Here is a 24310-nt window from a genome sequence, read left to right on the forward strand (position 1 = left end):
ACTGACCTCACGAATTCGCAACAACCAGAAGGAGTGCATCGTGAGTGTCAAACATCTGAATCAAGGCCAATTGGCGGAACGCTGGGGAGTCAGCGAAGCAACGCTCGAACGCTGGCGCTCCGAAGGTATCGGCCCGGTATTTCTGAAGCTGCAGGGGCGCGTCGCTTATCGCATCGAGGACATCGAAGCCTACGAGGCTGAGAGCCTGCGCAAGAGCACCTCTGAACGCGTCAATGCGGGAGGTGCGCTGTGAACCGCATCTCCCCCGACGAAGTCCTGACCACCCCGGCAGGCGAACTCGCTGCGCTTGCCAGCGAATCGTTGTTCCAGCTCAAGAACGACGCTGCTGATCTTCTGGCTGCTGCCAAGGCGATCGTCGAGCACGTCGATCGCGCACTGGATCTCAAGTATGCCGACCGCGCACACCAGCTGCGCTTGGCGGCAGGCAAAGACACCGGCGTCGTCCATTTCGACGACGGGCACGTCCGCATCACCGCCGATCTACCCAAGAAGGTCGACTGGGACCAGAAGCGGCTCTCCGAGATCACCCAGCGCATCGCCGCCAACGGTGACGACCCGTCCGAGTACGTGGAGATCAGCTACCGGATCTCGGAAACCAAGTTCAACGCGTGGCCCGAGTCGATCAAGAGCGCCTTCGCTCCGGCACGCACCCTCAAGACCGGCAAGCCGGGCTTTCGTCTCGCTCTGCTTCAGGAGTAATCGCCATGAAAACCAAACCTACGCTGCTCGAACTGCTGCGCAAACAACCGGAGATGTACCTCCGGGATCTGCCCGAAACCATTCGCATCCCAGCGCTGGACGGCAACCGCCCCGACGAAGTGGTGCGTCGCCTCGAGGACGCCACCATTGATGACGTGGCATTCGCGATCCAGGGTATGGAGTCCGAAACCCGCGTTATCCATCGGCGCCTGAGTGGTCTGCGCGATCTGTACGAAATGGCCCGCAAGCGTGGCGCGCTCGGTATGACCACCGTTGCTGACGCGTTCGCCAGCATCAGCACTGAGGAGGCCGGCAAATGAGCCTCCCCATCATTACTGCAGACCAGCGTCTGGCCGAGCGCCGTGGCGTGAAGGGTGTGCTCGTCGGCAAGAGCGGCATCGGCAAGACCTCGCAACTCTGGACGCTGAAACCCACGGCAACGCTGTTCTTTGATCTTGAGGCTGGTGATCTCGCGGTCGAGGGCTGGGCCGGCGACACGATCCGTCCGCGCACCTGGCAGGAGTGTCGTGACTTCGCGGTGTACATCGGCGGGCCGAACCCGGCGCTGCGCGACGACCAGCCGTTCAGCCAAGCCCACTTCGATGCCGTATGCGCGCGCTTCGGTGATCCGACGGTCCTGGACAAGTACGACACCGTGTTCGTCGACTCCATCACCGTGGCCGGTCGCCTGTGCCTGCAATGGTGCAAGGGCCAGCCACAGGCCTACTCCGAGAAGACGGGCAAACCCGACAGCCGGGGTGCATACGGGCTGATGGGCCAGGAAATGATCGCCTGGCTGACCCACCTGCAGCACACGCGCGGCAAGAACGTGTGGTTCGTCGGCATCCTCGATGAGCGGCTGGACGACTTCAATCGCCGCGTGTTCTCCCTGCAGATCGACGGCTCCAAAACCGGCCTGGAACTGCCCGGCATCGTCGATGAGGTCGTCACCTTGGCCGAGCTGAAGGCCGATGACGGCGCCAGTTACCGCGCCTTCGTCTGCCACACGCTGAACGCATGGGGCTACCCCGCCAAGGACCGCTCCGGGCGGCTCGATCCGATCGAGGAGCCGCACCTCGGCCGCCTCATGGAAAAGATCGCCGGCCCGGCCAGGCCCGCTACCGAACGGCTCGATTTCGCGCGCCCCGCGCCCGCTGCCATCCCCGAATCCACTTCGACTCAGGAGTCCTGATCATGACCTACTTCGATTTCAATTCCGCTTCCGAACAGACCTCTTTCGACCTGATCCCCAAAGGCACGCTGGTGCGTGTCCGCATGACCATCAAGCCGGGTGGCTTCGATGATTCGTCGCAGGGATGGACCGGCGGTTACGCCACCCGCAACGACAACACCGGCTCGGTGTACCTGAACTGCGAGTTCGTCGTGATGGAGGGTGAGTTCGCCCGTCGCAAGATGTGGTCGCTGATCGGCCTGCACAGCCCGAAAGGCCCTGAGTGGGCAAACATGGGCCGCACCTTCGTCAAGGCGATCCTCAACTCAGCGCGCGGCGTTCATCCTGGCGACAACAGTCCTGCCGCGCAGAACGCGCGCCGCATCAGCGGGTTTGCCGATCTCGATGGCATCGAGTTTCTCGGCAAGGTCGACTGGGACAAAGACCAGAACGGCCAAGACAAGAGCGTGATCAAGGCCGCGATCACGCCCGACCACAAGGACTACGCCGCCCTCATGGGTGGCGCGCAGGGAGCAGCGAAAGCGCCAGCACCCGCAAACGGGTCGAATGCGTATGCCCAGGCCACGGGCCGTGCCTCCGTGCCGGGTCGCCCGAGCTGGGCACAGTAAAGGGGACGCCGCCATGATGCTCCGCCCCCGCCAAGCCCTGCTGGTCGAGCGCTCTTTGGCGGCGCTCGCCCAACACGGCAACACCCTATCTGTTGGCCCCACCGGGTCGGGCAAGACCATCATGCTGTCGGCGGTGGCCGGCAGCTTGTTGGCCGAGCCAGATGCCAAGGCCTGCATCCTCGCTCATCGCGATGAACTGACCGGCCAGAACCTATCCAAGTTTGCACGGGTGAATCCGGGCGTCAGCACCTCCGTGTTCGATGCCAAGGACAAATCCTGGTCCGGGCGCGCCACGTTCGCGATGGTGCAAACGCTGTCGCGCGACAACCATCTCGCTGCCATCCCGATCCTCGATCTGCTGGTGATCGATGAAGCGCATCACGCAGCCTCAGCCTCGTACCGCCGCGTGATCGACCGAGTGCTGGACAAGAACTCGCGCGCCCAGATCTTCGGGGTGACGGCGACGCCTGCCCGCAGCGACGGCAAGGGACTACGGGAGGTTTTCAGCAACGTCGCGGATCAAATCACCCTTGGCGAGTTGATCGCCTCCGGCCACCTTGTGCCGCCACGCACCTTTGTCATCGATGTCGGCGCCCAGGAGCAGTTGACGCGGGTCCGACGCACCGCCACTGACTTCGACATGACGGAAGTCGAGGCGATTCTCAACAAGACGCCCATCACCGATGCCGTGATCCGTCATTGGCGCGAGAAGGCCGGCGACCGCAAGACGATCGTGTTCTGCTCGACCGTCGCCCATGCCGAATGTGTGCGCCAGGCCTTTCAAGATGCCGGTGTATCCGCCGTGATCGTGCACGGCGAGCTCTCAGACGCAGAGCGAAAGACACGACTGGCCGAGTACGAATCCGGTACCGCGCAGGTCGTGGTCAATGTGGCTGTGCTCACGGAGGGCTACGACTTCACGCCCACCTCCTGCGTGGTTCTGCTGCGACCCAGCTCGCACAAGTCGACTCTGACCCAGATGATCGGGCGTGGCCTGCGCACTATCGACCCAGCGGAGCATCCGGGCTTCATCAAGACCGATTGCGTGGTCCTGGACTTCGGCACCGCGACCTTGATGCACGGATCTCTGGAACAGGACGTCAATCTCGACGGACACCAGCATCATGGCGAAGCGCCCACCAAGGACTGCCCGTCCTGTGAAGCCACCGTCCCGCTCGGCTGCCGCGAATGCCCTCTGTGCGGCTTCGTCTGGGAGAACGAGACCACCGAGGAAGGAGATGCGCTGGCCGATTTCGTGATGACCGAGATCGATCTCCTCAAGCGCTCCAACTTCCGCTGGTGCGACCTGTTCGGCTGCGATGACGCGCTGATGGCGACTGGCTTCAACGCCTGGGGTGGCGTCTTCTTCCTGAACGGCCGCTGGCACGCCGTGGGCGGCGGTAAGGGTCTGCAGCCGCGCTTGTTGGCTGTCGGCGACCGCACGGTTTGCATGGCCAAAGCCGATGACTGGTTGAACGACCGTGAGTCGGCTGACTCCGCGCACAAGACCCGTCGTTGGCTGAACGAGCCGCCGACCGCGAAGCAACTCCAGTATCTGCCGCAGGCGCTGCGCGCCGACTTTGGCATGACGCGCTATCAGGCCTCGGCGCTGTTGTCCTTCCAGTTCAACAAGTCGTCGATTCAGCGCCTCGTGGTGGCTGCCAACGATGCCCACCGGGAGGCCGCGTGAAATGTGCAGTCTGCTCACGAAAGGCCAAGGGCTTCGGCTACTTCAATCCACGTCTGCCGCGCAGCGATCCACGACGTTACTCGGACCGCTGGGTGTTCTGCTCCATGCGCTGCCAGAACGCATTTTCACGGCTCATGGAAAAGACGGGAGGTCACATGATCGACCCGAGTGATATGGAACTGGCCGCCATGGCGTCCTGCCTGGCCCCGCTGGGTGAGTACGCGGGCTCCATCGGCATGCAGCGACCGTTGGCGGACTACAGCAAAGACGAAGTGCTGATGCTGATAGACGTGGTGGTGACCGCCTACCAGGAACACATGCTCGTCGAGCACGAGCGGATGGCGGAGAAGGACCGCGCTTTTCTTGAGGAGCGACTCGCCCGCCAGGGTAAGCCTGCTTCGACGGGGGTGCCGTTCTGATGCTGGACTTCAATCACCGCACCAAGATCCATGAGCAGATCGGCGCGCTCATCGATACCGCGCTGAGCGCCGAACGCGACAACCAACCCCGTCGCAACTATCTCGGTGCGTCTCGGTTGGGCGTTGCCTGCGAGCGCGCGCTGCAATACGAGTATCTGCAAACACCGGTCGATCCTGGCCGGGACATACCGGGTCGCGTTCTGCGCGTCTTCGAGGTGGGCCACGTCCTCGAAGAACTGGCCATCCGCTGGCTGCGCATGGCCGGATTCGATCTGTACACGCAAAAGGCCAGCGGCGGTCAGTTCGGCTTTTCCGTTGCAGGCAGCCGTATTCAAGGGCACGTCGATGGTGTGCTGAACGGCGGTCCCGCAGAGCTAGGAATGAGCTATCCGGCCCTGTGGGAGTGCAAGACCATGAACGACAAATCCTGGCGGGACACGGTCAAGCACGGCGTCAGCAAATCCAAACCGGTCTATGCGGCGCAGATGGCCATCTATCAGGCCTACATGGAGGCCAGCATTCCGGGTATCTCTGCGAACCCGGCGTTGTTCACCGCCATCAACAAGGACTCCGAAGAGATCTGGTTAGAGCTGGTGCCGTTCGACGGCGGCCTGGCGCAGCGTATGTCCGATCGCGCGGTTCGGATCATCACGGCAACGGACAGCCAGGAACTGCTGCCGCGCCATGCAACCACCCCAACGCATGTCGAGTGCAAGTTCTGCCCCTGGCAGGACCGCTGTTGGAGTTCGACATGATGGCCGACAACATCATCTGGCTCGACTTCAATGACGCACCCGAGCAGCGCGACGAACTGACCTCCGACACCGATGCCTTGCGCGCTGGCTTGCTGGATCGACTTGAGGCGGTCCTCCACTACCTGTTTCCGCAGGGGCGCATCCGGGGTGGCAAGTTCTACGTCGGTGATGTCGATGGCAACCCGGGCAAGAGTCTGGTGGTTGAGCTGGACGGACCACGGCGAGGCCTGTGGAAAGACTTCTCCACCGACGAGGGCGGCGACATCATCGATCTGTGGGCGCGCTCGCAGGGCCGCTCCGCCCGCAGCGACTTCCCACGCATCGCTGGAGAGATCCGGCAGTGGCTCGGCATTGCGGCCCCGGTCGGCACGCCGATGCGCCGTGATGTTCGCAGCGTGCCGATGGACGACCTCGGCGCCTACACCGGCAAATGGGATTACCTGACTCCCGATGGCGAGCTGATCGCCTGCGTCTACCGGTATGACCCGCCGACAGGCAAAGAGTATCGCCCCTGGGATGTCCGCGCCCGCATGTGGCGCGCCCCCGACCCCAGGCCGCTCTACAACCAACCGGCCATCGCGAAAGCGCGAGAGGTCGTCCTGGTCGAAGGTGAAAAGTGTGCGGCTGCGTTGATCGCGTCCGGCATTGCCGCCACCACCGCGATGAACGGCGCCAAGGCACCAGTCGACAAGACCGACTGGCGTCCATTAGCCGGGAAATCCGTGGTCATCTGGCCGGACCGGGATGCCCCTGGCTGGGACTACGCCGAGAGCGCAGCACGCGCTTGCGTGATGGCGGGCAGCGCATCCGTGGCCATTTTGGTGCCGCCGACCGACAAGCCGGCCAAGTGGGATGCAGCAGACGCTGTCGACGAGGGCTTCGACTGTGCGGCATTCATCGCCCAGGGTGACCGACAGATCGTAAAGGCAGCGGCTCCCTCTCTGCCCACCTTCACGCTCGGCGAACTGCTCGATGACAACTCGCCGCTGCCCCCGGATCTGATCGCTCCGCGCGTGCTGACACCGGCTGGCATGTTGGTGTTCGGTGGCGCACCGAAAGTCGGCAAGAGCGACTTCCTGCTGTCTTGGCTGGCGCACATGGCTGCAGGCACTGTATTCCTCGGCATGCAGCCACCCCGTCCGCTGCGCGTGTTCTACCTGCAGGCCGAGGTCCAGTACCACTACCTGCGCGAGCGCGTGAAGGATGTGCGCCTGCCATCACACCGGCTTTTGGATGCCCGCGCCAACTTCGTCGCCACACCGCAGTTGCGACTGGTGCTCGATGACGCGGGACTGGCGCAGGTGATCCCGGCGATCGCGCAGGCTTTCGGCGGCGAGCCTCCCGACATCATCGCCATCGATCCGATCCGCAACGTTTTCGACGGCGGTGACGCCGGTGGCGAGAACGACAACGGCGCCATGCTGTTTTTCCTGTCCCAGCGGGTGGAGCGCATTCGCCAGGCAGTGAATCCGGACGCCGGCGTCATCCTCGCCCACCACACCAAGAAGCTCGGCAAGAAGCAGTTCGAGGAGGACCCGTTCCAGGCACTGGCCGGCGCGGGAAGTCTGCGCGGCTACTACTCAACCGGGATGTTGTTGTTTAGGCCCGACGAGACCAGAACGACCCGCCAGCTGATCTTTGAGCTGCGCAACGGCGCGGGTATCCCGCAACGGCATGTCGACAAGATCAACGGCGAGTGGCGCGAGGTCGATGCCAACGAGCGGCTGGTGATGAAGGACTACGGCGAGCGCTTGGATGCCGAGCGCCGCCGCAAGCGCGACGCGATCCTCCAGATCTTGTTCGAGGAGGCCGGCAACGGGCGCTGCTACACCGCCAACCAGTTCGCGGAGTCCTTCGAGGGCAAGGCTGGCCTGGGCGGCGAGCGCACCATCCGCGAACGCGTCTCCGCGCTGTCGACGCAGGGCTACATCAAGTATTTCCGCAACGCGGCTGACTACGGTCTGCCCTCCAGCGGCCGCACCAAGTTCGGCTATCTCTGCGTCGAAGGCATGGTGCTGCGTATGCCTGCGGGCGAAGTCGACACAGCCACCGGCGAGTTGCCGATGCGCGAGTACACGGTGCTCCCGACCCACTACAAGTGCCCGCATTCCGGCGCCTCGATGCCTGTCGAGAACCCCGAGGTGTGGGTCTACCACGACGAACTGAACGAACCGGAGGCCTCATGAACATTGCCCAATCGGCAGTTGGCAGCGCCGTTGCCAACTGCACCCATTTCCTCGCCAACTACCCGCAGTTGGCAAACCCCTGCCAACTGGAAGTCCAGGTAAATCAGGGTATTGCGGGAAATTACCCGCAGTTGGCAGTTGGCAACGATGCCAACTTGCCAACTGGCGCAAACCCACGTGGTTGCTGGACTTTCTCCCATTCTCCAGTTGGCGAAAACTCCCCCTCCTACTACGTAGGAGAGGGACCAGATGGTCCCTACACTCTACGTAGGGGGCTTGCCGGCCAGCCGGGCTCAGATCATCGGCAGCCATCCATGCCATCGATCCTGGCGCTGGACCTTGGCACCCAAGCTGGTTGGGCGCTGCGCGACCGCGATGGCGCAGTGACCAGCGGATCGGAATCCTTCAAGCCGCAACGCTTCGAGGGTGGCGGCATGCGCTACCTGCGATTCAAACGCTGGCTCACCGAGATCAAGCAGTCCTGCGACGGCATCGACGCCGTGTACTTCGAGGAGGTGCGCCGCCACGCCGGGGTCGATGCAGCCCACGCCTACGGCGGGTTCATGGCCCACCTCACCGCATGGTGCGAGCACCACCAGATCCCGTACCAAGGCGTTCCGGTGGGCACGATCAAGAAGCACGCCACCGGCAAGGGCAACGCGAACAAGGATCAGATGATCAGCGCCGCCCGGTTGCGTGGCCACGCACCGGCTGACGACAACGAAGCCGATGCCATTGCGCTGTTGCACTGGGCCGTCGAGACGCAGGAGGTGTGAGATGAAGGTTCCGACTCCCGCCTACCGCTGTTCCCTGGCTCGACTGCAGCCCGATCCGCGCCCCGATCCGGAGCAGATCAAGCGTGAGGGCTGGCGCGACCAGCAGATCCTGGTGATCTCGCCCGACGACGCGCGGCTCGACTGGGTCGAACGCGAACTGCTGCGCCGGATCGGCGATCGGCTGTACGGGGCGAAGGAGCGTCGACATGGCTGAATGGACGATCGAGACCGTGGCCGACCGGTTCATCGAGGCCGCAAGAACCGCCCACCGCCTTCCTCCGGTTCGCGTGCAGGGCTACTTCAACTGCTGGCCAGCGATCAAACGCATGCCATGGGAAAACCTCGGCGCAGAGCCGCCGGTCTACCGCTTTCCTCCCGACCCTGCGGCCATCGACCGAATGCTGGAGACCATGCGGTGGGTCCAGTGGCTGGAGGAGGAACAGCGACACCTGGTCTGGATGCGGGCGCAGCGGTACCCGTGGAAAGAAGTCTGTTGCCGCTTCGCATGTGACCGGACCACGGCCTGGCGTCGTTGGCAGGCGGCACTGGCGATCGTGGTCGAGCGTCTGCAAGCGGCGAATACACATGGCACGGTCGCCAATTCACGCTGACGTTGCGTGTAGTTGCGAGCCGCTGCAAAGCCACTCGGAATCTTGCGGAACACTGCGGGTTTTGACGCCTTTTCGGCGTGCAACATCTGGAGGGTTTTTCGCTAGTATTACGGCTAATCTCGCGAGCGAAGTACGTATGAAGGCCACAGCACAGTATGTGGCCTTTGTCGTTTCCAGCCCGCGATGGCCACGACCTGTTGCCACGGGTCCTTCCTGGCCACAAAGCAATGCGGGGGGCGCGAGCGCGGCGCTTTTTTAGCGTCAGGGTGCGAACCAAGGTTCGCACGGTTCGCAGTTCGCACCCCGTACGTTCGCACCAACTCCAAAACCCGCCCACGGTTTTCGTCGGCGGGTTTTCTATTCTCAGGACACCATCTTGAATACCCTCAACGTCGAGTACCGCAAGGTCGAGGCGCTGATTCCCTACGCCCGCAATCCGCGCACGCACGCCGAAAGCCAGATTGCCAAGATCGCCGCCAGCATCGTCGAATACGGCTGGACGAACCCGGTCCTGGTTGATGGCGACAACGGCATCATCGCGGGCCACGGTCGTTTGGCTGCTGCACGCAAGCTGGGTCTGGATCAGGTGCCGGTGATCGAACTGGCTCATCTGACCGTCGCGCAGAAGCGGGCACTCGTGATCACCGACAACCGGCTAGCACTGGATGCGGGCTGGGACGAAGAAATGCTGGCCTTGGAACTGGCCGAGCTGACCGACGCGGGATACGACCTCGCACTGACCGGATTCGAGGATGCCGAGATCGAGGCACTGCTCACCGGCGCGGTGGCCGTCGCGGATGATGAATCAGAGTCCGAATCCGACGAGTCTGACGCGGCCGACGACGTGCCAGAAGCACCCGTCGTGGCGGTGTCCCGGCCGGGGGATGTCTGGGCAATTGGCCCGCACCGCCTGATCTGTGGCGACGCCACCGACCGGAACGTGGTCGCTGCGCTGATGCAGGGTGACCTCTCTCGCCTGTGCTTCACTTCGCCGCCCTACGGCAACCAGCGCGACTACACCTCGGGCGGCATCTCCGATTGGGATGGCCTGATGCGCGGGGTGTTCGCGCATCTGCCGATGGCAGGCGACGGTCAGGTGCTGGTCAATCTTGGCCTGATCCACCGCGACAACGAGGTGATCCCGTACTGGGATGCTTGGCTATCTTGGATGCGCCAGCAGGGCTGGCGGCGCTTTGCGTGGTACGTCTGGGATCAGGGGCCAGGGATGCCCGGAGACTGGCAGGGCCGACTGGCCCCGAGCTTTGAGTTCGTCTTTCACTTCAACCGCGAAAGCCGCAAGCCCAACAAGATCGTCCCCTGCAAGCATGCGGGCCAGGAGTCCCACCTGCGTGCCGACGGGTCGTCCACCGCGATGCGTGGCAAGGATGGCGAGGTTGGCGGATGGACGCACAAGGGGCTGCCGACGCAAGACACCCGCATCCCTGACTCGGTGATCCGAGTGATGCGCCACAAGGGCAAGATCGGGCAGGACATCGACCACCCGGCCGTCTTCCCGGTGGCGCTGCCGGAATTCGTGATCGAGTCCTACACCGACGCGGGCGACATCGTGTTCGAACCCTTCGGCGGCAGCGGCACAACGATGCTGGCGGCCGAGCGCACCGGTCGGATCTGCCGAAGCGTGGAGATCGCGCCGGAGTACGTGGACGTGGCCATCAAGCGCTTCCAGCAGAATCACCCCGGCATACCGGTCACATTGATCGAGAACGATGGTATCGCGTCGGGTCAGTCCTTCGAGCAGGTCGCTGTTAAGCGCGCCACCACCGTCAATGCCGAGGTGGTGGCATGAACTGGCTGGCCGACAAGATCGAACAGTGGCCGACCGCCAAGTTGCTGCCCTACGCCCTCAACGCGCGCACCCATTCCGAGGAGCAGGTAGCCCAGATCGCCGCAAGCATCGCGGAGTTCGGATTCACCAATCCGATCCTGGCGGCCAGCGACGGCATCATCGTCGCTGGCCACGGTCGTCTCGCCGCCGCCCAGAAGCTGGGGCTGGAACGGGTACCGGTGGTCGTGCTTGATCACCTGACGTCGACCCAGCGCCGCGCCCTGGTCATCGCGGACAACCGCATCGCAGAGAACGCGGGCTGGGACGACGCGATGCTGCGGATCGAACTCGAAGCTTTGCAGCTCGAAGGCTTCGATCTGTACATCACAGGGTTCGACGCCGACGCGCTGGCGGAACTGATCGCGGGCGACGAGCCGGACAATGAGGGTCAGACGGATGAGGATGCAGTACCCGAGGTTAGCGAGACACCCATCTCGCGCCCGGGCGATGTCTGGATCATGGGTCAGCACCGACTGCTGTGCGGCGACTCGACCGTGGCAGAGAGCTACGACCGGCTGATGCAAGGCAACGTGGCAGACATGGTCTTCACCGATCCGCCGTACAATGTGAACTACGCCAACAGCGCGAAGGACAAGATGCGCGGCAAGGATCGCGCAATCCTCAACGACAACTTGGGCGACGGCTTCTACGACTTCCTGCTGGCAGCGCTGGCGCCGACCGTCGCCAACTGCCGGGGCGGCATCTACGTGGCAATGTCATCCAGCGAACTGGACGTGCTGCAGGCTGCCTTCCGCGCCGCCGGTGGCAAGTGGTCGACCTTCATCATCTGGGCCAAGAACACCTTCACGCTGGGCCGCGCCGACTACCAGCGTCAGTACGAACCGATCCTCTACGGATGGCCCGAGGGAGCGCAACGCCACTGGTGTGGTGACCGCGATCAGGGCGATGTGTGGAACATCAAGAAGCCGCAGAAGAACGATCTGCACCCGACGATGAAGCCCGTGGAGCTGGTCGAGCGGGCGATCCGCAATTCGAGTCGCCCCGGTAATATGGTGCTCGACCCGTTTGGTGGTTCCGGAACGACGCTGATTGCCGCCGAGAAATCAGGTCGCATCGCGCGGCTGATCGAACTCGATCCGAAGTACGTGGATGTAATCGTGCGCCGGTGGGAGGACTTCACCGGCAAGCAGGCCACCCGCGAGGCGGATGGCGCATCGATTGACGTGGCCAAAGGCTAGGTAGAACGTGACGGTGGGGACCGAAGTCCCCACCGGCTGTCTTGGATTACAAGGCTTCAGCGGCCCCGGCAATCAGCTTAAGCAGCGATTGCGAAACGCTCATCGTTGGCGTTTATGGTTTTGCGCGGATTACGTCCGTCGCCTATCGGGTTGCCTGCGCACCTTTGCCCGCCCTGTCGAAACCGGTACATCCCCACCGAAAAGCACGCGATCGCATGCGCTTGGGTGGAGATGAGGGGAGTCGAACCCCTGTCCAGAACGCCTCCGGGTTGCCGGAATTACAACCATGATCGAATTATGGGGGTGTACGTTGTTTACCTCAAGTTGACCGTTCAGGAAGCGAGCTGAGATTCCTCGACGATCTCGCAGTGAATCACGAAGCCCGTCAGGCAAGGCAGGCCGCGCGGGATGCCGTACTGCTTGCTGGTCTGGCGGCCAATCGTCCAGCCCATCCAGCGTTGGGTGGCGGCGTTGATCGCTTCCGCCAGGGCCTTGCCCTCGTAAAGACCGTTCTGGACGTCGTCGGCAAAGTGGCGTCCGTGGCGGCTGTCGAGGAAGGTCCGCACCGATTCGAGGGGCTGGTGCGTGGCGTCCGAAATGGCGTTCATGGCCAGGGGCCATGCGGCGCTGGCGTGTTCGTTCATCGTGCCCCAAAAACCCCAGGCTTCGTTTTGGGTCGTGGGGATCTGGTTGGTGGTCATGGTGTCTTCTCCGGGTTGATCGTTGCGACACCTGTAGTAACGCGCTGTTCGATTGAGAAGCCAAGCTGTTCCTGGCCTCTTTCTCGATCAATTTCGCTTACCCGAGACGGGCTACGTAGCGGGCGTAATCACCGCCCTCGGGATTGACGTAGAGGTAAGGGCGTCCGGGAGCAGTGACCTCGACGCAGAGGTAGCCGTCGCCAGTGCCGCCACCCTTGCCACGCAGCCAGTCGCGTGACACCAGCAGGCTGCGCCCAAAGGCGTCGAATTCGGCAGGGGTGAGCTCCTTGGTCTCGGTGACGTAGACCTTGTGCTGGTCGCTCCCGCCCAGTTCGCCGAGGTCGGCAGGTTTGCGTGCAAAAGGCAGGCGGACACTCAACTCTTCGACCTGGAGGCTTTGGCCTGCGAACTGCAGGGTGCGTGGGGTGCGTTCGATGGTGATGGTCATGGTGCTCATGGCGGTTTTCCTGGTATGGCGTCGTCAATCACGACACCTGTATGAACGCGCTGGCGGCGAGAGAAGCCAAGCTATTCATGGCTCCTCTCGCCATCTTTTCAGGCGATGCGGTACACCCGCTCGCCGCCCTGCGGTTTGTCCGACACGATGGTCAGCCCAAGTTTTTTCTTGAAGGCTCCGGCGAAGGTGCCGCGCACCGTGTGCGCCTGCCAACCGGTGGCGGTGCAGATCTGGCCGATGGTTGCGCCCTCGGGGCGTTGCAGCATCCGGATCACTTCGGCCTGCTTGCTGTTCTCGCGTGTGCGTGGCGTGACCCACGTGGCTTCGGCGGCGGTTACGGCCGCTTCCAGTTCGGGATCGCTCGCGGCCGCAGGCGCCCCTTCAGCGTTGGCGATGACCCGGTCGAGATTGGCTTCGAACTCACCGATGCCCTTCCTGTTCACGTCGGGACGCGGAATGCCCAGGGCGTCGTAGCCCTCCGCAGCGACAAACCAGTCGGTGCCGTCGGTGGTGATCAGTGCGCGGTTGAAAAGTCCGTCGAGCACCTTCTTGCGTGCGCCGCCTTTGATGTTGTCGGGGAACCAGTCGATCTTGCCGCTGGTGTGTTCAACCGCGTGGGCCAGGATCGCTTGCTGGGCAGGGGTCAGTTGGGTGGTGGTCATGTTTTGCTCCTTCGATGTGGTGGACGGTGATGTGATGAACGCGCTGTTCTCAAGTGAAGCCAAGCGCTTTCTGCTTGGCTTCTTCGCTTCGCAATCAGGTGTTGGCCTTGTCTGACGGGTTGGCATTGCGCCCCTGCTCGAGCCCCGCGTTGAAGGCGGCTTCGAGCGCATCGCGTAGGCACCAGACCGCCACATCGTGGAAGTCGAGGCTGTCCGAGCGGCGGGTTTCCAGGGTTTCGATGCCCAGCTTGTTTTGCGCAATCTGGGTCAGGAGTTGTTCGAGCTTGCTCATGTCCGTGTCCTTTCATGGTGTTGATGACGAACGTATGAACGCGCTGTTCCAGATGGAAGCCAAGCTCAATCCGCAGGAATGACGAACAAATGATTGAAGGTGCCCCGAAGGGGAAATATGGGTATTTCGATTCGTGCCTACGCACGCCACCGAGGGGTGTCCGATGCAGCGGTGCGCAAGGCCATCGCTGCTGGGCGGATCACGCCGGAGGCAGACGGAACGATTGATGCCGAGCGCGTCGACCGCGAGTGGGCGCGCAATTCCGATGCACCGCGCAATGGCACGGCCACCCGCGCGGTCAAGGTCGCCGTCCAGGAATCCAGCGGGGCCACAGGAGACGGGCAAGCAGCCTCATTGGCAACATCCGCAGCAGGTGGCACGTCCTTGTTGCAAGCGCGGACGGTCAACGAAGTGGTCAAGGCGCAAACCAACAAGGTGCGCCTGGCCCGCCTCAAGGGCGAGCTGGTAGATCGGCCGCAGGCCATCGCCCATGTTTTCAAGCTGGCGCGCTCCGAACGCGATGCCTGGCTCAATTGGCCCGCACGCATCTCGGCACAGATGGCAGCCAAGCTCGGCGTCGATCCTCACACGATGCACATCGCCTTAGAGGCGGCGGTGCGTGAGCACCTGCAGGAACTGGGCGAGATGCGCCCGAGGGTGGATTGATGGACATGGACTACGAAGGCGCTGCCGAGATTGAACGCGCGTGGCGCGAAGGACTGACTCCCGACCCGCTGCTCACCGTGTCCGAATGGTCGGATCGCCATCGGATGCTCTCCAGCAAGGCATCTGCCGAACCCGGGCGCTGGCGTACCAGCCGCACGCCGTACCTGAAGGCGATCATGGATTGCCTGTCGCCGACCTCGCCGGTCGAGCGCGTGGTGTTCATGAAAGCGGCACAGCTTGGCGCGACCGAGATGGGATCGAACTGGATCGGCTATGTGATCCATCACGCACCCGGGCCAATGATGGCGGTGTGGCCGACAGTGGAGATGGCCAAGCGCAACTCCAAGCAGCGGATCGATCCGCTGATCGAGGAGTCGTCCGCCCTGGCTGAACTGATTGCACCGGCGCGCAGCCGGGATTCCGGCAACACCATCCTGGCCAAGGAGTTCCGGGGTGGCGTGCTGGTGATGACCGGGGCCAACAGCGCGGTCGGCCTGCGCTCGATGCCGGTGCGCTACCTGTTTCTCGACGAGGTCGACGGTTATCCGTTGGACGTCGAGGGTGAAGGGGATGCGATCTCGCTGGCCGAGGCGCGTACACGCACCTTCGCGCGGCGCAAGATCTTCATCGTCTCGACGCCGACGATCTCAGGGGCATCGGCTATCCAACGCGAGTACGAGGCCAGTGACCAACGTCGCTACTTCGTGCCGTGTCCGCATTGCTCGCACCGGCAGTGGCTGCGTTTCGAGCAGCTGCGTTGGGACAAAGGGCAACCGGAGACCGCTGCCTACATCTGCGAGTCATGTGACACCGCAATTGCCGAGCACCACAAGACGTGGATGCTGGAGCACGGCGAGTGGCGCGCGATGATCACCGATGGCGCGGGCAAGACGGCAGGCTTCCACCTGTCGTCGCTGTACAGCCCGGTGGGCTGGCGTTCGTGGCGGGAGATCGCCGCTGCGTGGGAAGCCGCCGTCAGTAAAGAGTCGGGATCGGCCGCCGCCATCAAGACCTTCAAGAACACCGAGCTGGGTGAAACCTGGGTCGAGGAAGGCGAAGCTCCGGACTGGCAACGACTGGTCGAGCGTCGCGAGGACTACCGCGTCGGCAGCGTGCCGCAAGGCGGTCTGCTCTTGGTCGGCGCGGCAGACGTGCAGAAAGATCGCATCGAGGCGTCGGTCTGGGCCTTTGGGCGCGGTAAGGAGTCCTGGCTGGTTGAGCACCGCGTGCTGATGGGTGACACCGCCCGCGACGCGGTGTGGAAGCGCCTTGCTGAAATGCTGGCCGAAACCTGGACACACGCCTCCGGCGCGGCGATGCCGCTGGCCCGCTTTGCACTGGATACCGGCTTTGCAACGCAGGAGGCCTACGCCTTTGTGCGGGCCTGCCGCGATTCGCGTGTGATGGCGGTCAAGGGTGTGCCTCGCGGTGCAGCCTTGATCGGCACGCCGACCGCCATCGATGTCTCGCAGGGCGGCAAGAAGCTGCGCCGGGGCATCAAGGTGTACACGGTGGCGGTCAGCATCGCCAAGCTCGAGTTCTACAACAACCTGCGCAAGAGCGCCGATGTTGGCGAGGACGGATTGACCACGGTGTTCCCGGCCGGGTTCGTCCATCTGCCCAAGATCGACGCCGAGTTCATCCAGCAACTCTGCGCGGAGCAACTGATCACCCGCCGCGACCGCAACGGCTTCCCGGTGCGCGAGTGGCAAAAGATGCGCGAGCGCAATGAAGCGCTCGACTGCTACGTCTACGCCCGCGCGGCCGCATCGGCGGCGGGTCTGGATCGCTTCGAGGAACGTCACTGGCGGGAACTGGAGCGACAACTGGGGCTGGCCAGTCCGCCAGCCCTTGAAGCACCAACTGAATCGATCAACGAGGCCACCCAACGCGGTGGCCTTGCTGTTTCTGGCAACCGTAACACCGGTCGGCGCGTGATCAAAAGCCGCTGGCTGTCCTGACACATCAAGGAGAAAACATGAGTCTTGCTACCCGTATCGAAAGCCTGGTCATCCGCGTCGCGCAGGAGTTCAACGACGTCCGCGCCAAGGCAGGCAACCTGGCCAACCTCACCACCACCGACAAGTCGAATCTGGTCGCGGCCATCAACGAACTGAAAGCCGCCGTGGTGTCGTCGGCGGTGATCGACGATGCGCACGTCGCGGCCACGACCACTTACTCGTCCAACAAGATCGTCTCACTGCTCGATGCGCTCAAGACCGAGATCTTGGGCGGTGCCGATGCCGCGTACGACACGCTGGTGGAAATCCAGCAACTGCTGCAGAACGGCACCAGCGGTCTGGATGCGCTGCTCGCCGCCGTGAACAACCGCGTGCGCTTCGATGCGGCGCAGTCGCTGACCGTGGCCGAGCAACTTCAGGCGCGCAGCAACATCGGTGCCGTCGCAGCCACCGATGTCGGCAATACCGACACAGACTTCGTCGCGGTCTTTGTGGGTGCGCTGGTCTGATGAGCCTCGCATCGCGCATCAGTGCGCTGGCCAGTCGTGTCGGGCTCGAGGTTAAGACCAAGATCGACGCCACCCACCCCGGTCTGGCCCGGGCGTGGGTGTGTTTCGGCTATGTCGGCACGCAGGTCGTCGTGCGCGCATCGCACAACGTGGCCAGCGTGACCCGGACGGCGGCGGGTCGCTACCGCGTGACCTTCGCCGTTGCCATGCCCGACGCCAACTATTGCTGGACGGCGCTTGCCCGCAGCAGCACCAACAGCGGTACGCAGCGCATTGCCATCGTGCGATCCAGCACCGACCAGAAGACCGCCCAGTACGTCGACGTCAGTTGCGCCACCACGTCCGCATCGTTCGACGACTCCTCCGAAATCAACCTTACGGTGTTCCGCTGATGGCCTACACACAAGCACACCTCGACGCACTGGAAGCGGCGCTGGTCAAGGGCGAAAAGCGCGTGACCTTTGGCGACAAGACCGTCGAGTACCGCAGCGTCGATGAACTCCAGGCCGCCATTGCGGCGGTCAAGCGCGACCTCTTCGAGCAGGCCGTGGACACCGGACTGTGGCCTGGCGCGCCACGCCAGATCCGGGTCACCACCGGCAAAGGCTTCTGAACATGCAATGGTTTGACCGAATGCGTAGACGCGTCGGCATGAGTCTGCTTGGCGGCACCCCGTTCTATGACGGTATCGGTGGCGGCCGTCGCGCATTGGCGTGGCAGGTCGGCAATCCAGGCGCAGTCGCAGCACTGGCGTTCACCCAGAACGAATTGCGCGCCAAGAGCCGCGATCTGGTACGGCGCAATGCCTGGGCAGCGGCAGGCGTTGAAGCCTTTGTCTCGAACGCCATTGGCACCGGCATCAAGCCGCAGAGCATGCTGGCCGATCAGCCCCTGCGAGAAGCCATTCATAGCCTGTGGTGGGACTGGTGCGAGGAGGCCGATGCCGCCGGACTGACCGATTTCTACGGACTGCAGGCCTTGGCCTGTCGCGCCATGCTCGAAGGCGGGGAATGCCTGGTGCGGCTGCGCTATCGCCGCCCGGAGGATGGCCTGCCGGTGGGCCTGCAACTGCAGTTGCTCGAACCCGAACACCTGCCAGCCACGCTGAATCAGGAATTGGCTTCGGGAAATGTGATCCGTGCGGGCATCGAATTCGACAAGCTCGGACGGCGGGTGGCTTACCACCTGTATCGCTCACACCCGGGTGATGGCTCACTGGCTCCGATGTCGGGCACTGGTGGCATGGTGGGTGGCCTCGACACAGTGCGTGTCTCAGCCAGCGAAATCATCCACCTGTTTCGTCCCTTGCGGCCTGGACAGATCCGGGGCGAACCATGGCTGGCGCGCGCACTGGTCAAGCTCAACGAACTCGACCAGTACGACGACGCCGAGCTCGTGCGCAAGAAGACTGCTGCCATGTTTGCGGGCTTCATCACGCGCCTGTCCCCCGAGGACAACCTGATGGGTGAAGGCTTGCCGGATGCCAGCGGTGCGGCATTGGCCGGGCTGGAGCCGGGCACGATGCAGATACTGGAGCCCGGCGAGGACGTGAAGTTCAGTCAGCCTGCCGACGTTGGCGCGAGCTACGCCGAATTCCTGCGCATGCAGTTTAGGGCGGTGGCTGCGGCGATGGGCATCACCTACGAGATGCTGACCGGCGACCTGACGCAAGTGAATTACTCGTCGATCCGGGCCGGGCTGCTGGAATTTCGCCGCCGCTGTGAGGCCATCCAGCACGGCGTGATCGTCCACCAGCTGTGCCGCCCGATCTGGCGTGCCTGGATGGAGCAGGCGCTACTTGAAGGCGCGCTGACACTGCCGCAGTTCACCGAAAAGAGACGCGACTACTTCGCGGCCAAATGGATTCCACAGGGTTGGCAGTGGGTCGATCCCAAGAAGGAATTCGACGCGATGCTGACCGCCATTCGCGCCGGGCTGCTGTCTCGCTCGGAAGCCATCTCGGCCTTCGGCTACGACGCCGAGGACATCGACCGAGAGATCGCCGCCGACAACCAGCGTGCCGATGAGCTCGGACTGGTCTTCGACTCCGACCCGCGTCACGACAAAGCGCCCCAACCATCGGCATTGAGCGCTCCCATGAATGCGGCCGCCACGGTGGCCGTGCCGCAAGATCAACAGGACAACTGACATGCAACTCGTTCATCTGGCGTCCCGCCTCTACGGGACGCCGCTCCTCATTGCGCGTCCCAAACTCGACGTGATCCTCTCCGTGTTGGGTTCCCGCATCGGCTTGCCCGATCTGGACATGGCAATGCCGCTGCCCATGCCGCGCCAAAGCGCCACATCGGGTCAGGCGGGGATTGCCGTCATCCCGGTGGTCGGCACGCTGGTCAGACGTTCGATGGGTATCGAAGCCGCCTCTGGCCTGATGTCCTACGGCGAGATCGAAGCCCGACTGGACGCCGCGCTGGCCGACCCACAGGTGGCGGGCATCCTGCTCGATTTGGACTCGCCCGGCGGCGAGGCCTCGGGTGTGTTTGAGTTGGCCGAGCGCATCCGCGCTGCCAGCACCATCAAGCCGATCTGGGCGCACGCCAACGATGCCGCGTACTCGGCGGCTTTTGCCATCGCGGCTGCCTGCCAGCGCCTGACGCTGTCGCAGACCGCTGGCGTCGGGTCGATTGGCGTGATCGCGCTTCACGTCGACCAGTCGGTGAAGGACGCCAAGGACGGCCTGAACTACACCGCTGTCTTCGCGGGCAGTCACAAGAACGATTTCTCCCCGCACGAGCCACTCACCCCCCAGGCCACCACCGCGTTGCAGACCGAGGTGGATCGCCTGTACGACATCTTCGTGAATCAGGTCGGACAGATGCGCGGAATCGATCCGGATGCCGTGCGCGCCACCGAGGCGGGGCTGTTCTATGGCGAGCAGGCGGTGGCAGCAGGCCTCGCCGACGCGGTGATGCCGTTTGATGCGGTGATGACCGAGTTCACTGACGCGTTGGCTGCCAAGCAGCGGTTGGCGCAGCCTGGCGTGACCCGCGCCTCGCCGCGACGCCTGTCCACTCAATCCATTTCAAACCTGCCCCGAAGCAAACCTTTCACCCTGGAGAACACCATGATCGACCCCAAAGACGACCACAAAAACCCGAGCGATCCGGCCGACACCGCCCCACAGGGCGACCAGCCGCAGACCGACAGCGATTCGCAACCGACGCCTGCTGCCCAAGCCGCACTGGCGCAGTCCTTCGCCAGCGGGCGCGGCCAAGCACGGGCCATTGCAGAGATGTGCCTGATCGCGGGCCAGTCCCAACGCACGGCGGAATTCCTCGCAGCAGGCTTCTCGGAAGCGCAGGTGCGCCGCGCCTTGCTCGACGCCCGTGCCGACCAACCCGAAATCGCCTCGCGTATCACCGCCGAGGCAGGAACCAGCCAGCACCCGGAAAACAGTCCGGTGGTCGCTGCCGTCAAGAAACTCACCGCCAAGGAGTAAGCCATGCCCACTGTCTCTCAACCCAAGAATCTCGGCGACCTGTTGAAGTACGAAGCGCCGAATCTCTACTCGCGTGACCAGGACACCGTCGCGGCCGCGCAGAACCTGTCGCTGGGCACCGTGGTGGGCCGCGAAACGGCTACCGCCAAGCTCAAGGCCCTCGACCCGAGCGCCTCGGACGGCACGGAAACCGCCGTTGGCGTGCTCGGCAATGACGTCGATGCGACGCTGATTGACCGTGAGGACGCGATCCTGATCGCCCGCCACGCCATCGTCGCGCGCGGCGCATTGGTATGGCCGACCGGCATCAGCACTGCGCACAAAGTGGCTGCCATCAAGCAACTCGCAGAACGTGGAGTCCTGGCCCGCGAGAGTGCCTAAAACCCGCGCCTGACCCACTTCCAACGCTCCGTTTCACTCCCCCCAAAACCCGCCGCTGGCGGGTTTCGTCATTTCTGGAGATCCCAAATGCAGAACCCTTTTGAAAACCCCGGCTTTTCGATGGCCAGCCTGACGGCCGCCATCAACCTCCTGCCCAACCGCTATGGGCGGCTGGAGCAACTCAACCTGTTCCCGGCCAAGCCGGTGCGCACCCGGCAGATCATCGTCGAGGAGTACGCCGGTCGTCTGAATCTGCTGCCCACCCGGGCGCCCGGTTCGCCCGGCACGGTGGGTGAGCGTGGCAAGCGCAACCTGCGCTCCTTCGTGATCCCGCACATCCCCCACGACGACGTGGTGCTGCCCGAGGAAGTGCAAGGACTGCGCGCCTTCGGTTCCGAAACCGAAATGGAAGCCATCGGCGGTGTCATGGCCCGTCATCTGGAGACCATGCGCAACAAGCACGCGATCACCCTGGAGCATCTGCGCATGGGCGCGCTCAAGGGCAAGATCCTCGACGCCGACGGCAGTGAGCTCGTCGATCTGTTCGACGAGTTCGACATCACTGCGCAATCGGTGTCGTTTGAGTTTTCGACGGCGGCCGACAACGGGCAAATCAAGACTGCCTGCCTGGAGTTGCTGGGCCTCATGGAAGATGGGCTCACCGGCGAGTTCTCGACCGGCGTGCATGTGCTGTGCTCGACTGAGTTCTTCCGGGCACTTACCACCCACAAAGAGGTCAAGACCGCCTACCAGAACTGGCAGCAGGGCGCAGTGCTGATTAACGACATGCGCTCGGGTTTCAGCTACAGCGGCATCACCTTCGAGGAATACCGGGGCCAGGCTTCGTTTGTGCAGGCCGACGGTACGCTGGGATCGCGCCGCTTCATCGCCGCAGGGGAAGCCCATGCCTTCCCGGTCGGCACGGTGGATACCTTCGCGACCTACTTCGCGCCAGCGGACTTCAACGAGACCGTGAACACCATCGGCCAGCCGCTGTATGCCAAGCAGGAGCCACGCAAGTTTGATCGGGGCACTGATTTGCACACGCAGAGCAACCCGCTGCCGATGTGCCATCGCCCTGGCGTGCTGATCAAGCTCGTTGCTGCCTGATGGATGTCGCGACGTTGTACGAGGCGGCTCGCAGTGCAGGACTGCTGACCGCCGTCACGGTGGCGGGCAGCACCGTGCACTGCGCCTTCCGTGCCCCCGACGAAACCGTGCTGGATGGTTTTGCGCTATCGCGGGACTACCAGATCGACTACCCGGCGTCCTGGCTGACGCTGGCAGCCGGGGACACGGTCGAGGTGGCAGGCAATACCTATCAGGTGCGCGACGTGCGCGCCATCGGCGACGGCACCGAGCGTCGCGCCTCGCTCTCCCAACTCTGAGGAACTCCCCATGAACTCCGTCCGCGAGCGCGTCTTGCGGGAGATCGTCACGCGCCTGGCATCTGCGATTGCCCCAACACCGGTGCTGCGCATGCCTGCCGTGCCGGTCACCCGAGAGGCCAGTCCCGCGCTGCTGTTGTTCGTTGATGGCGACAGCATCACCGCCCACGCCAACCACCTGGTCGACCGGCTGCTGATCGTCCGGCTTGCCGTGGTGGCACGCGGTGCGGATGCCTTCGACGTCGCCGACCAGGCGCTGGTCGCGGCCCACGCGGCAATGCTCGCCGACCCGAATCTGGGCGGTCTGGCCATCGCCGTGCGCGAGATCGACTGCGAATGGGAATTCGACGACGCCGACGCCGGGGCCGTCGCGCTGCCCGCCCGCTACGAAATCCGCTACCGCACCCACGCCATTGATCTCACCCAAACAGGATGAACCCATGCACATCGAACTACTGAAACCCCATACCCACGCAGGCAAGCGCCTCGCCGTGGGTGATCGCCTTGACCTGAATGACGCCAGTGCCCGCTGGTTGATCGCGCAGGGTGTGGCCAAGGCTGCTACGGCGTCCGCCACACCCACCACTGATGCCAAACCCACCCGCCGTGATGCCACGTCCGGTGTTTCCACAACTGCAGCCACCCAAGGAGACTGAACATGGCTTACTTTTCCGGACAAGGCCGCGTCTACATCGGCGCACGCGATGACCTCGGCAATCCAGCAGGACTGACCTTCGTCGGCAACGTGCCCGAGCTGAAGGTGTCGCTGTCGGTGGACACCATCGAGCACCAGGAAGCGCAGTCGGGTCAGCGCCTGACTGACCTCCAGCTCATCAAGACCAAGAAAGGCGAGTTCGCCTGCACGTTGGAAGAGCTGATCGCTACCAACTTGGCGCTCGCGCTCTACGGCACCACGACCACGATCACCCCCGGCACGGTAACTGGCGAACTACTGCCCAACCCGGTCACCCCGGGCAGTCTGTATCCGCTGGCCATGCAAAACGTGTCCGCCGTGCAGATCCAGGACTCAGATGCCACGCCCCAGACGCTCCCGGCCAGCCAGTACAGCGTCAATGCCAAGCACGGTTCACTGGTGGTGCTGGATGCCACGTCGGGCGGCCCGTACACCGAGCCGTTCACCGTCGATTACGCCTATGGCGCGGCGCAGAGCACGGCGATGTTCACCCAGCCCTTGCCCGAGCGATGGATTCGCTTCGAGGGGCTCAACACCGCCGACGGCAACCGCGAGGTGGTGATCGACCTCTACCGCGTGGCCATCAACCCGGCCAAGGAACTCTCGATCATCACGGACGAACTGCTGAAGTTCGAGCTTTCGGGCCAAGTGCTGGCGGATCTGACCAAGCCAGTCGGCGGTGATCTCGGTCAGTTCGGCCGTCTGGTGCTGCTGTGATGGACGGCTTCAAGACATTCCCCCCTGAGCCTGTGGTCGTGACGCTGTCCGGCACCGCGCTGGAACTGACGCCGATCCGGCTGGGTGAGTTGCCACGGCTGCTGGCCGTGGTGCGCCCGCTGGCCGAGGAAATCACCAGTGATCCGGACTGGATGGCGCTGCTGGGACAGCACGGCGATGCCGTGCTGGATTTGCTGGCGATCACCACCCGGCGTGAACGCGCGTGGATCAACGACCTGTCGCTGGAGGACGCCGTGCAACTGGCCGCCGCCGTGTTCGAGGTGAACGCAGATTTTTTCGTGGCGCACGTCGTCCCGGCGATTCAGGGCGCGGCCCAGCGACTCGCGCCGACGCTGCGCTCACTGACGACCTCGGCTGGGACAGTGCCGTCGCCCGCCTGATCCGCGCCGGGCACCGGCTTGG

32 protein-coding genes and 1 other RNA gene are annotated in these 24310 nt (G+C 63.8%); 28 read left to right on the forward strand and 5 right to left on the reverse strand.

The annotated features are described in order from the left end of the window. Positions 1 to 40: 40 nt before the first annotated feature. The 14 genes from Q0799_RS03365 (at position 41) to Q0799_RS03430 (ending at position 12002) form a co-directional block, all read left to right on the forward strand. Positions 41 to 253 (forward strand): helix-turn-helix domain-containing protein, encoded by a 213-nt coding sequence (locus Q0799_RS03365; protein WP_077144371.1) that lies wholly within the window; start codon positions 41 to 43, stop codon positions 251 to 253. Then, the gene (locus Q0799_RS03370; RefSeq protein WP_196700996.1) at positions 250 to 720 is read left to right on the forward strand and encodes a hypothetical protein; all 471 of its coding nucleotides are present in this window, start codon (positions 250 to 252) and stop codon (positions 718 to 720) included. Before Q0799_RS03365 ends, Q0799_RS03370 begins: the two co-directional genes overlap by 4 nt. Before the next feature lie 5 nt (positions 721 to 725). Then, positions 726 to 1040 carry a hypothetical protein gene (locus tag Q0799_RS03375; RefSeq protein WP_298394172.1) on the forward strand — a complete coding sequence of 105 codons (315 nt, stop codon included), beginning with the start codon at positions 726 to 728 and terminating at the stop codon, positions 1038 to 1040. Beyond that, positions 1037 to 1912: an ATP-binding protein gene (locus Q0799_RS03380; RefSeq protein WP_200174415.1), complete on the forward strand. Its 876-nt coding sequence runs from the start codon at positions 1037 to 1039 to the stop codon at positions 1910 to 1912. The genes Q0799_RS03375 and Q0799_RS03380 overlap by 4 nt, the downstream gene beginning before the upstream one ends. 2 nt (positions 1913 to 1914) lie before the next feature. Continuing rightward, a complete protein-coding gene (locus Q0799_RS03385) occupies positions 1915 to 2520 on the forward strand; it encodes a hypothetical protein (RefSeq protein WP_298394175.1) in 606 nt (201 codons plus the stop codon). Positions 2521 to 2533: 13 nt separating this feature from the next. Continuing rightward, positions 2534 to 4210, forward strand: a complete 1677-nt coding sequence (locus Q0799_RS03390) for a DEAD/DEAH box helicase (protein WP_298394178.1) — start codon at positions 2534 to 2536, stop codon at positions 4208 to 4210. Continuing rightward, a complete protein-coding gene (locus Q0799_RS03395) occupies positions 4207 to 4629 on the forward strand; it encodes a DUF6511 domain-containing protein (protein WP_298394181.1) in 423 nt (140 codons plus the stop codon). Before Q0799_RS03390 ends, Q0799_RS03395 begins: the two co-directional genes overlap by 4 nt. Further along, positions 4629 to 5384: a hypothetical protein gene (locus Q0799_RS03400; RefSeq protein WP_298394183.1), complete on the forward strand. Its 756-nt coding sequence runs from the start codon at positions 4629 to 4631 to the stop codon at positions 5382 to 5384. The genes Q0799_RS03395 and Q0799_RS03400 overlap by 1 nt, the downstream gene beginning before the upstream one ends. Then, complete coding sequence (locus Q0799_RS03405) at positions 5381 to 7570, forward strand: AAA family ATPase (RefSeq protein ID WP_298394185.1); 2190 nt, start codon at positions 5381 to 5383, stop codon at positions 7568 to 7570. The genes Q0799_RS03400 and Q0799_RS03405 overlap by 4 nt, the downstream gene beginning before the upstream one ends. A 314-nt stretch (positions 7571 to 7884) precedes the next feature. Next, complete coding sequence (locus Q0799_RS03410; protein WP_279849323.1) at positions 7885 to 8346, forward strand: hypothetical protein; 462 nt, start codon at positions 7885 to 7887, stop codon at positions 8344 to 8346. A 1-nt stretch (position 8347) separates the two neighbouring features. Beyond that, positions 8348 to 8560 (forward strand): hypothetical protein, encoded by a 213-nt coding sequence (locus Q0799_RS03415; protein WP_231281486.1) that lies wholly within the window; start codon positions 8348 to 8350, stop codon positions 8558 to 8560. After that, positions 8553 to 8957 (forward strand): DUF6362 family protein, encoded by a 405-nt coding sequence (locus Q0799_RS03420; protein ID WP_298394191.1) that lies wholly within the window; start codon positions 8553 to 8555, stop codon positions 8955 to 8957. Before Q0799_RS03415 ends, Q0799_RS03420 begins: the two co-directional genes overlap by 8 nt. 376 nt (positions 8958 to 9333) lie before the next feature. Beyond that, positions 9334 to 10764: a site-specific DNA-methyltransferase gene (locus Q0799_RS03425; protein WP_298394194.1), complete on the forward strand. Its 1431-nt coding sequence runs from the start codon at positions 9334 to 9336 to the stop codon at positions 10762 to 10764. Further along, a complete protein-coding gene (locus Q0799_RS03430) occupies positions 10761 to 12002 on the forward strand; it encodes a site-specific DNA-methyltransferase (RefSeq protein ID WP_298394197.1) in 1242 nt (413 codons plus the stop codon). The genes Q0799_RS03425 and Q0799_RS03430 overlap by 4 nt, the downstream gene beginning before the upstream one ends. A gap of 8 nt (positions 12003 to 12010) precedes the next feature. Here Q0799_RS03430 and ssrA read toward each other — a convergent pair. The 5 genes from ssrA to Q0799_RS03455 form a co-directional block, all read right to left on the reverse strand. Further along, positions 12011 to 12339: a transfer-messenger RNA gene (gene ssrA, locus Q0799_RS03435) on the reverse strand. Next, positions 12335 to 12703, reverse strand: a complete 369-nt coding sequence (locus Q0799_RS03440; RefSeq protein WP_298394200.1) for a hypothetical protein — start codon at positions 12701 to 12703, stop codon at positions 12335 to 12337. Before Q0799_RS03440 ends, ssrA begins: the two co-directional genes overlap by 5 nt. A 97-nt stretch (positions 12704 to 12800) precedes the next feature. Continuing rightward, positions 12801 to 13160, reverse strand: coding sequence for a hypothetical protein (locus Q0799_RS03445; RefSeq protein ID WP_298394203.1), 360 nt, complete (start codon positions 13158 to 13160; stop codon positions 12801 to 12803). 98 nt (positions 13161 to 13258) lie between these two features. Continuing rightward, positions 13259 to 13822 (reverse strand): DUF3489 domain-containing protein, encoded by a 564-nt coding sequence (locus Q0799_RS03450; protein ID WP_298394239.1) that lies wholly within the window; start codon positions 13820 to 13822, stop codon positions 13259 to 13261. A 94-nt stretch (positions 13823 to 13916) separates the two neighbouring features. After that, positions 13917 to 14114, reverse strand: coding sequence for a hypothetical protein (locus Q0799_RS03455; RefSeq protein WP_055451284.1), 198 nt, complete (start codon positions 14112 to 14114; stop codon positions 13917 to 13919). Between the two features lie 156 nt (positions 14115 to 14270). On the opposite strand from Q0799_RS03455, the gene Q0799_RS03460 reads away from it, so the two are divergent. The 14 genes from Q0799_RS03460 (at position 14271) to Q0799_RS03525 (ending at position 24288) form a co-directional block, all read left to right on the forward strand. Then, positions 14271 to 14780, forward strand: a complete 510-nt coding sequence (locus Q0799_RS03460; RefSeq protein WP_298394242.1) for an elements of external origin — start codon at positions 14271 to 14273, stop codon at positions 14778 to 14780. A 5-nt stretch (positions 14781 to 14785) separates the two neighbouring features. After that, entirely contained in the window at positions 14786 to 16741 is a 1956-nt protein-coding gene (locus Q0799_RS03465) for a phage terminase large subunit family protein (RefSeq protein WP_298394245.1), read from the forward strand. Between the two features lie 17 nt (positions 16742 to 16758). Then, on the forward strand, positions 16759 to 17250 hold the full coding sequence (locus Q0799_RS03470) for a hypothetical protein (RefSeq protein WP_009521722.1): 492 nt from the start codon (positions 16759 to 16761) through the stop codon (positions 17248 to 17250). Continuing rightward, on the forward strand, positions 17250 to 17642 hold the full coding sequence (locus tag Q0799_RS03475) for a hypothetical protein (protein ID WP_298394250.1): 393 nt from the start codon (positions 17250 to 17252) through the stop codon (positions 17640 to 17642). The genes Q0799_RS03470 and Q0799_RS03475 overlap by 1 nt, the downstream gene beginning before the upstream one ends. Next, a complete protein-coding gene (locus tag Q0799_RS03480) occupies positions 17642 to 17863 on the forward strand; it encodes a phage head-tail joining protein (protein ID WP_009521720.1) in 222 nt (73 codons plus the stop codon). Before Q0799_RS03475 ends, Q0799_RS03480 begins: the two co-directional genes overlap by 1 nt. Before the next feature lie 20 nt (positions 17864 to 17883). Next, positions 17884 to 19398 (forward strand): phage portal protein, encoded by a 1515-nt coding sequence (locus tag Q0799_RS03485; RefSeq protein WP_298394259.1) that lies wholly within the window; start codon positions 17884 to 17886, stop codon positions 19396 to 19398. Position 19399: 1 nt separating this feature from the next. Continuing rightward, on the forward strand, positions 19400 to 20707 hold the full coding sequence (locus Q0799_RS03490; protein ID WP_298394262.1) for a S49 family peptidase: 1308 nt from the start codon (positions 19400 to 19402) through the stop codon (positions 20705 to 20707). Between the two features lie 3 nt (positions 20708 to 20710). Next, a complete protein-coding gene (locus Q0799_RS03495) occupies positions 20711 to 21088 on the forward strand; it encodes a head decoration protein (protein ID WP_020200539.1) in 378 nt (125 codons plus the stop codon). Positions 21089 to 21175: 87 nt separating this feature from the next. Next, positions 21176 to 22198, forward strand: a complete 1023-nt coding sequence (locus tag Q0799_RS03500) for a major capsid protein (RefSeq protein ID WP_020200538.1) — start codon at positions 21176 to 21178, stop codon at positions 22196 to 22198. Between the two features lie 14 nt (positions 22199 to 22212). After that, complete coding sequence (locus Q0799_RS03505; RefSeq protein WP_020200537.1) at positions 22213 to 22476, forward strand: hypothetical protein; 264 nt, start codon at positions 22213 to 22215, stop codon at positions 22474 to 22476. Between the two features lie 10 nt (positions 22477 to 22486). Continuing rightward, positions 22487 to 22912, forward strand: coding sequence for a hypothetical protein (locus Q0799_RS03510; protein ID WP_023113946.1), 426 nt, complete (start codon positions 22487 to 22489; stop codon positions 22910 to 22912). Positions 22913 to 22916: 4 nt separating this feature from the next. Next, positions 22917 to 23132, forward strand: coding sequence for a hypothetical protein (locus Q0799_RS03515; protein WP_298394276.1), 216 nt, complete (start codon positions 22917 to 22919; stop codon positions 23130 to 23132). Between the two features lie 2 nt (positions 23133 to 23134). Next, complete coding sequence (locus Q0799_RS03520) at positions 23135 to 23887, forward strand: hypothetical protein (protein WP_298394279.1); 753 nt, start codon at positions 23135 to 23137, stop codon at positions 23885 to 23887. Next, positions 23887 to 24288, forward strand: a complete 402-nt coding sequence (locus Q0799_RS03525; RefSeq protein ID WP_298394283.1) for a hypothetical protein — start codon at positions 23887 to 23889, stop codon at positions 24286 to 24288. Before Q0799_RS03520 ends, Q0799_RS03525 begins: the two co-directional genes overlap by 1 nt. The last annotated feature ends 22 nt before the right edge of the window (positions 24289 to 24310 follow it).

This window comes from uncultured Azonexus sp. (assembly GCF_937982035.1).
GTDB lineage: Bacteria > Pseudomonadota > Gammaproteobacteria > Burkholderiales > Rhodocyclaceae > Azonexus.

Coding starts and splice junctions, on each gene's coding strand:
- Q0799_RS03385 (WP_298394175.1), top strand. CDS start 1,915: ATGACCTACTTCGATTTCAATTCCGCTTCCGAACAGACCTCTTTCGAC.
- Q0799_RS03490 (WP_298394262.1), top strand. CDS start 19,400: ATGCAACTCGTTCATCTGGCGTCCCGCCTCTACGGGACGCCGCTCCTC.
- Q0799_RS03390 (WP_298394178.1), top strand. CDS start 2,534: ATGATGCTCCGCCCCCGCCAAGCCCTGCTGGTCGAGCGCTCTTTGGCG.
- Q0799_RS03410 (WP_279849323.1), top strand. CDS start 7,885: ATGCCATCGATCCTGGCGCTGGACCTTGGCACCCAAGCTGGTTGGGCG.
- Q0799_RS03475 (WP_298394250.1), top strand. CDS start 17,250: ATGAGCCTCGCATCGCGCATCAGTGCGCTGGCCAGTCGTGTCGGGCTC.
- Q0799_RS03420 (WP_298394191.1), top strand. CDS start 8,553: ATGGCTGAATGGACGATCGAGACCGTGGCCGACCGGTTCATCGAGGCC.
- Q0799_RS03500 (WP_020200538.1), top strand. CDS start 21,176: ATGCAGAACCCTTTTGAAAACCCCGGCTTTTCGATGGCCAGCCTGACG.
- Q0799_RS03440 (WP_298394200.1), bottom strand. CDS start 12,703: ATGACCACCAACCAGATCCCCACGACCCAAAACGAAGCCTGGGGTTTT.
- Q0799_RS03400 (WP_298394183.1), top strand. CDS start 4,629: ATGCTGGACTTCAATCACCGCACCAAGATCCATGAGCAGATCGGCGCG.
- Q0799_RS03470 (WP_009521722.1), top strand. CDS start 16,759: ATGAGTCTTGCTACCCGTATCGAAAGCCTGGTCATCCGCGTCGCGCAG.
- Q0799_RS03455 (WP_055451284.1), bottom strand. CDS start 14,114: ATGAGCAAGCTCGAACAACTCCTGACCCAGATTGCGCAAAACAAGCTG.
- Q0799_RS03480 (WP_009521720.1), top strand. CDS start 17,642: ATGGCCTACACACAAGCACACCTCGACGCACTGGAAGCGGCGCTGGTC.
- Q0799_RS03485 (WP_298394259.1), top strand. CDS start 17,884: ATGCGTAGACGCGTCGGCATGAGTCTGCTTGGCGGCACCCCGTTCTAT.
- Q0799_RS03375 (WP_298394172.1), top strand. CDS start 726: ATGAAAACCAAACCTACGCTGCTCGAACTGCTGCGCAAACAACCGGAG.
- Q0799_RS03445 (WP_298394203.1), bottom strand. CDS start 13,160: ATGAGCACCATGACCATCACCATCGAACGCACCCCACGCACCCTGCAG.
- Q0799_RS03465 (WP_298394245.1), top strand. CDS start 14,786: ATGGACTACGAAGGCGCTGCCGAGATTGAACGCGCGTGGCGCGAAGGA.
- Q0799_RS03520 (WP_298394279.1), top strand. CDS start 23,135: ATGGCTTACTTTTCCGGACAAGGCCGCGTCTACATCGGCGCACGCGAT.
- Q0799_RS03430 (WP_298394197.1), top strand. CDS start 10,761: ATGAACTGGCTGGCCGACAAGATCGAACAGTGGCCGACCGCCAAGTTG.
- Q0799_RS03510 (WP_023113946.1), top strand. CDS start 22,487: ATGAACTCCGTCCGCGAGCGCGTCTTGCGGGAGATCGTCACGCGCCTG.
- Q0799_RS03525 (WP_298394283.1), top strand. CDS start 23,887: ATGGACGGCTTCAAGACATTCCCCCCTGAGCCTGTGGTCGTGACGCTG.
- Q0799_RS03380 (WP_200174415.1), top strand. CDS start 1,037: ATGAGCCTCCCCATCATTACTGCAGACCAGCGTCTGGCCGAGCGCCGT.
- Q0799_RS03405 (WP_298394185.1), top strand. CDS start 5,381: ATGATGGCCGACAACATCATCTGGCTCGACTTCAATGACGCACCCGAG.
- Q0799_RS03415 (WP_231281486.1), top strand. CDS start 8,348: ATGAAGGTTCCGACTCCCGCCTACCGCTGTTCCCTGGCTCGACTGCAG.
- Q0799_RS03450 (WP_298394239.1), bottom strand. CDS start 13,822: ATGACCACCACCCAACTGACCCCTGCCCAGCAAGCGATCCTGGCCCAC.
- Q0799_RS03515 (WP_298394276.1), top strand. CDS start 22,917: ATGCACATCGAACTACTGAAACCCCATACCCACGCAGGCAAGCGCCTC.
- Q0799_RS03495 (WP_020200539.1), top strand. CDS start 20,711: ATGCCCACTGTCTCTCAACCCAAGAATCTCGGCGACCTGTTGAAGTAC.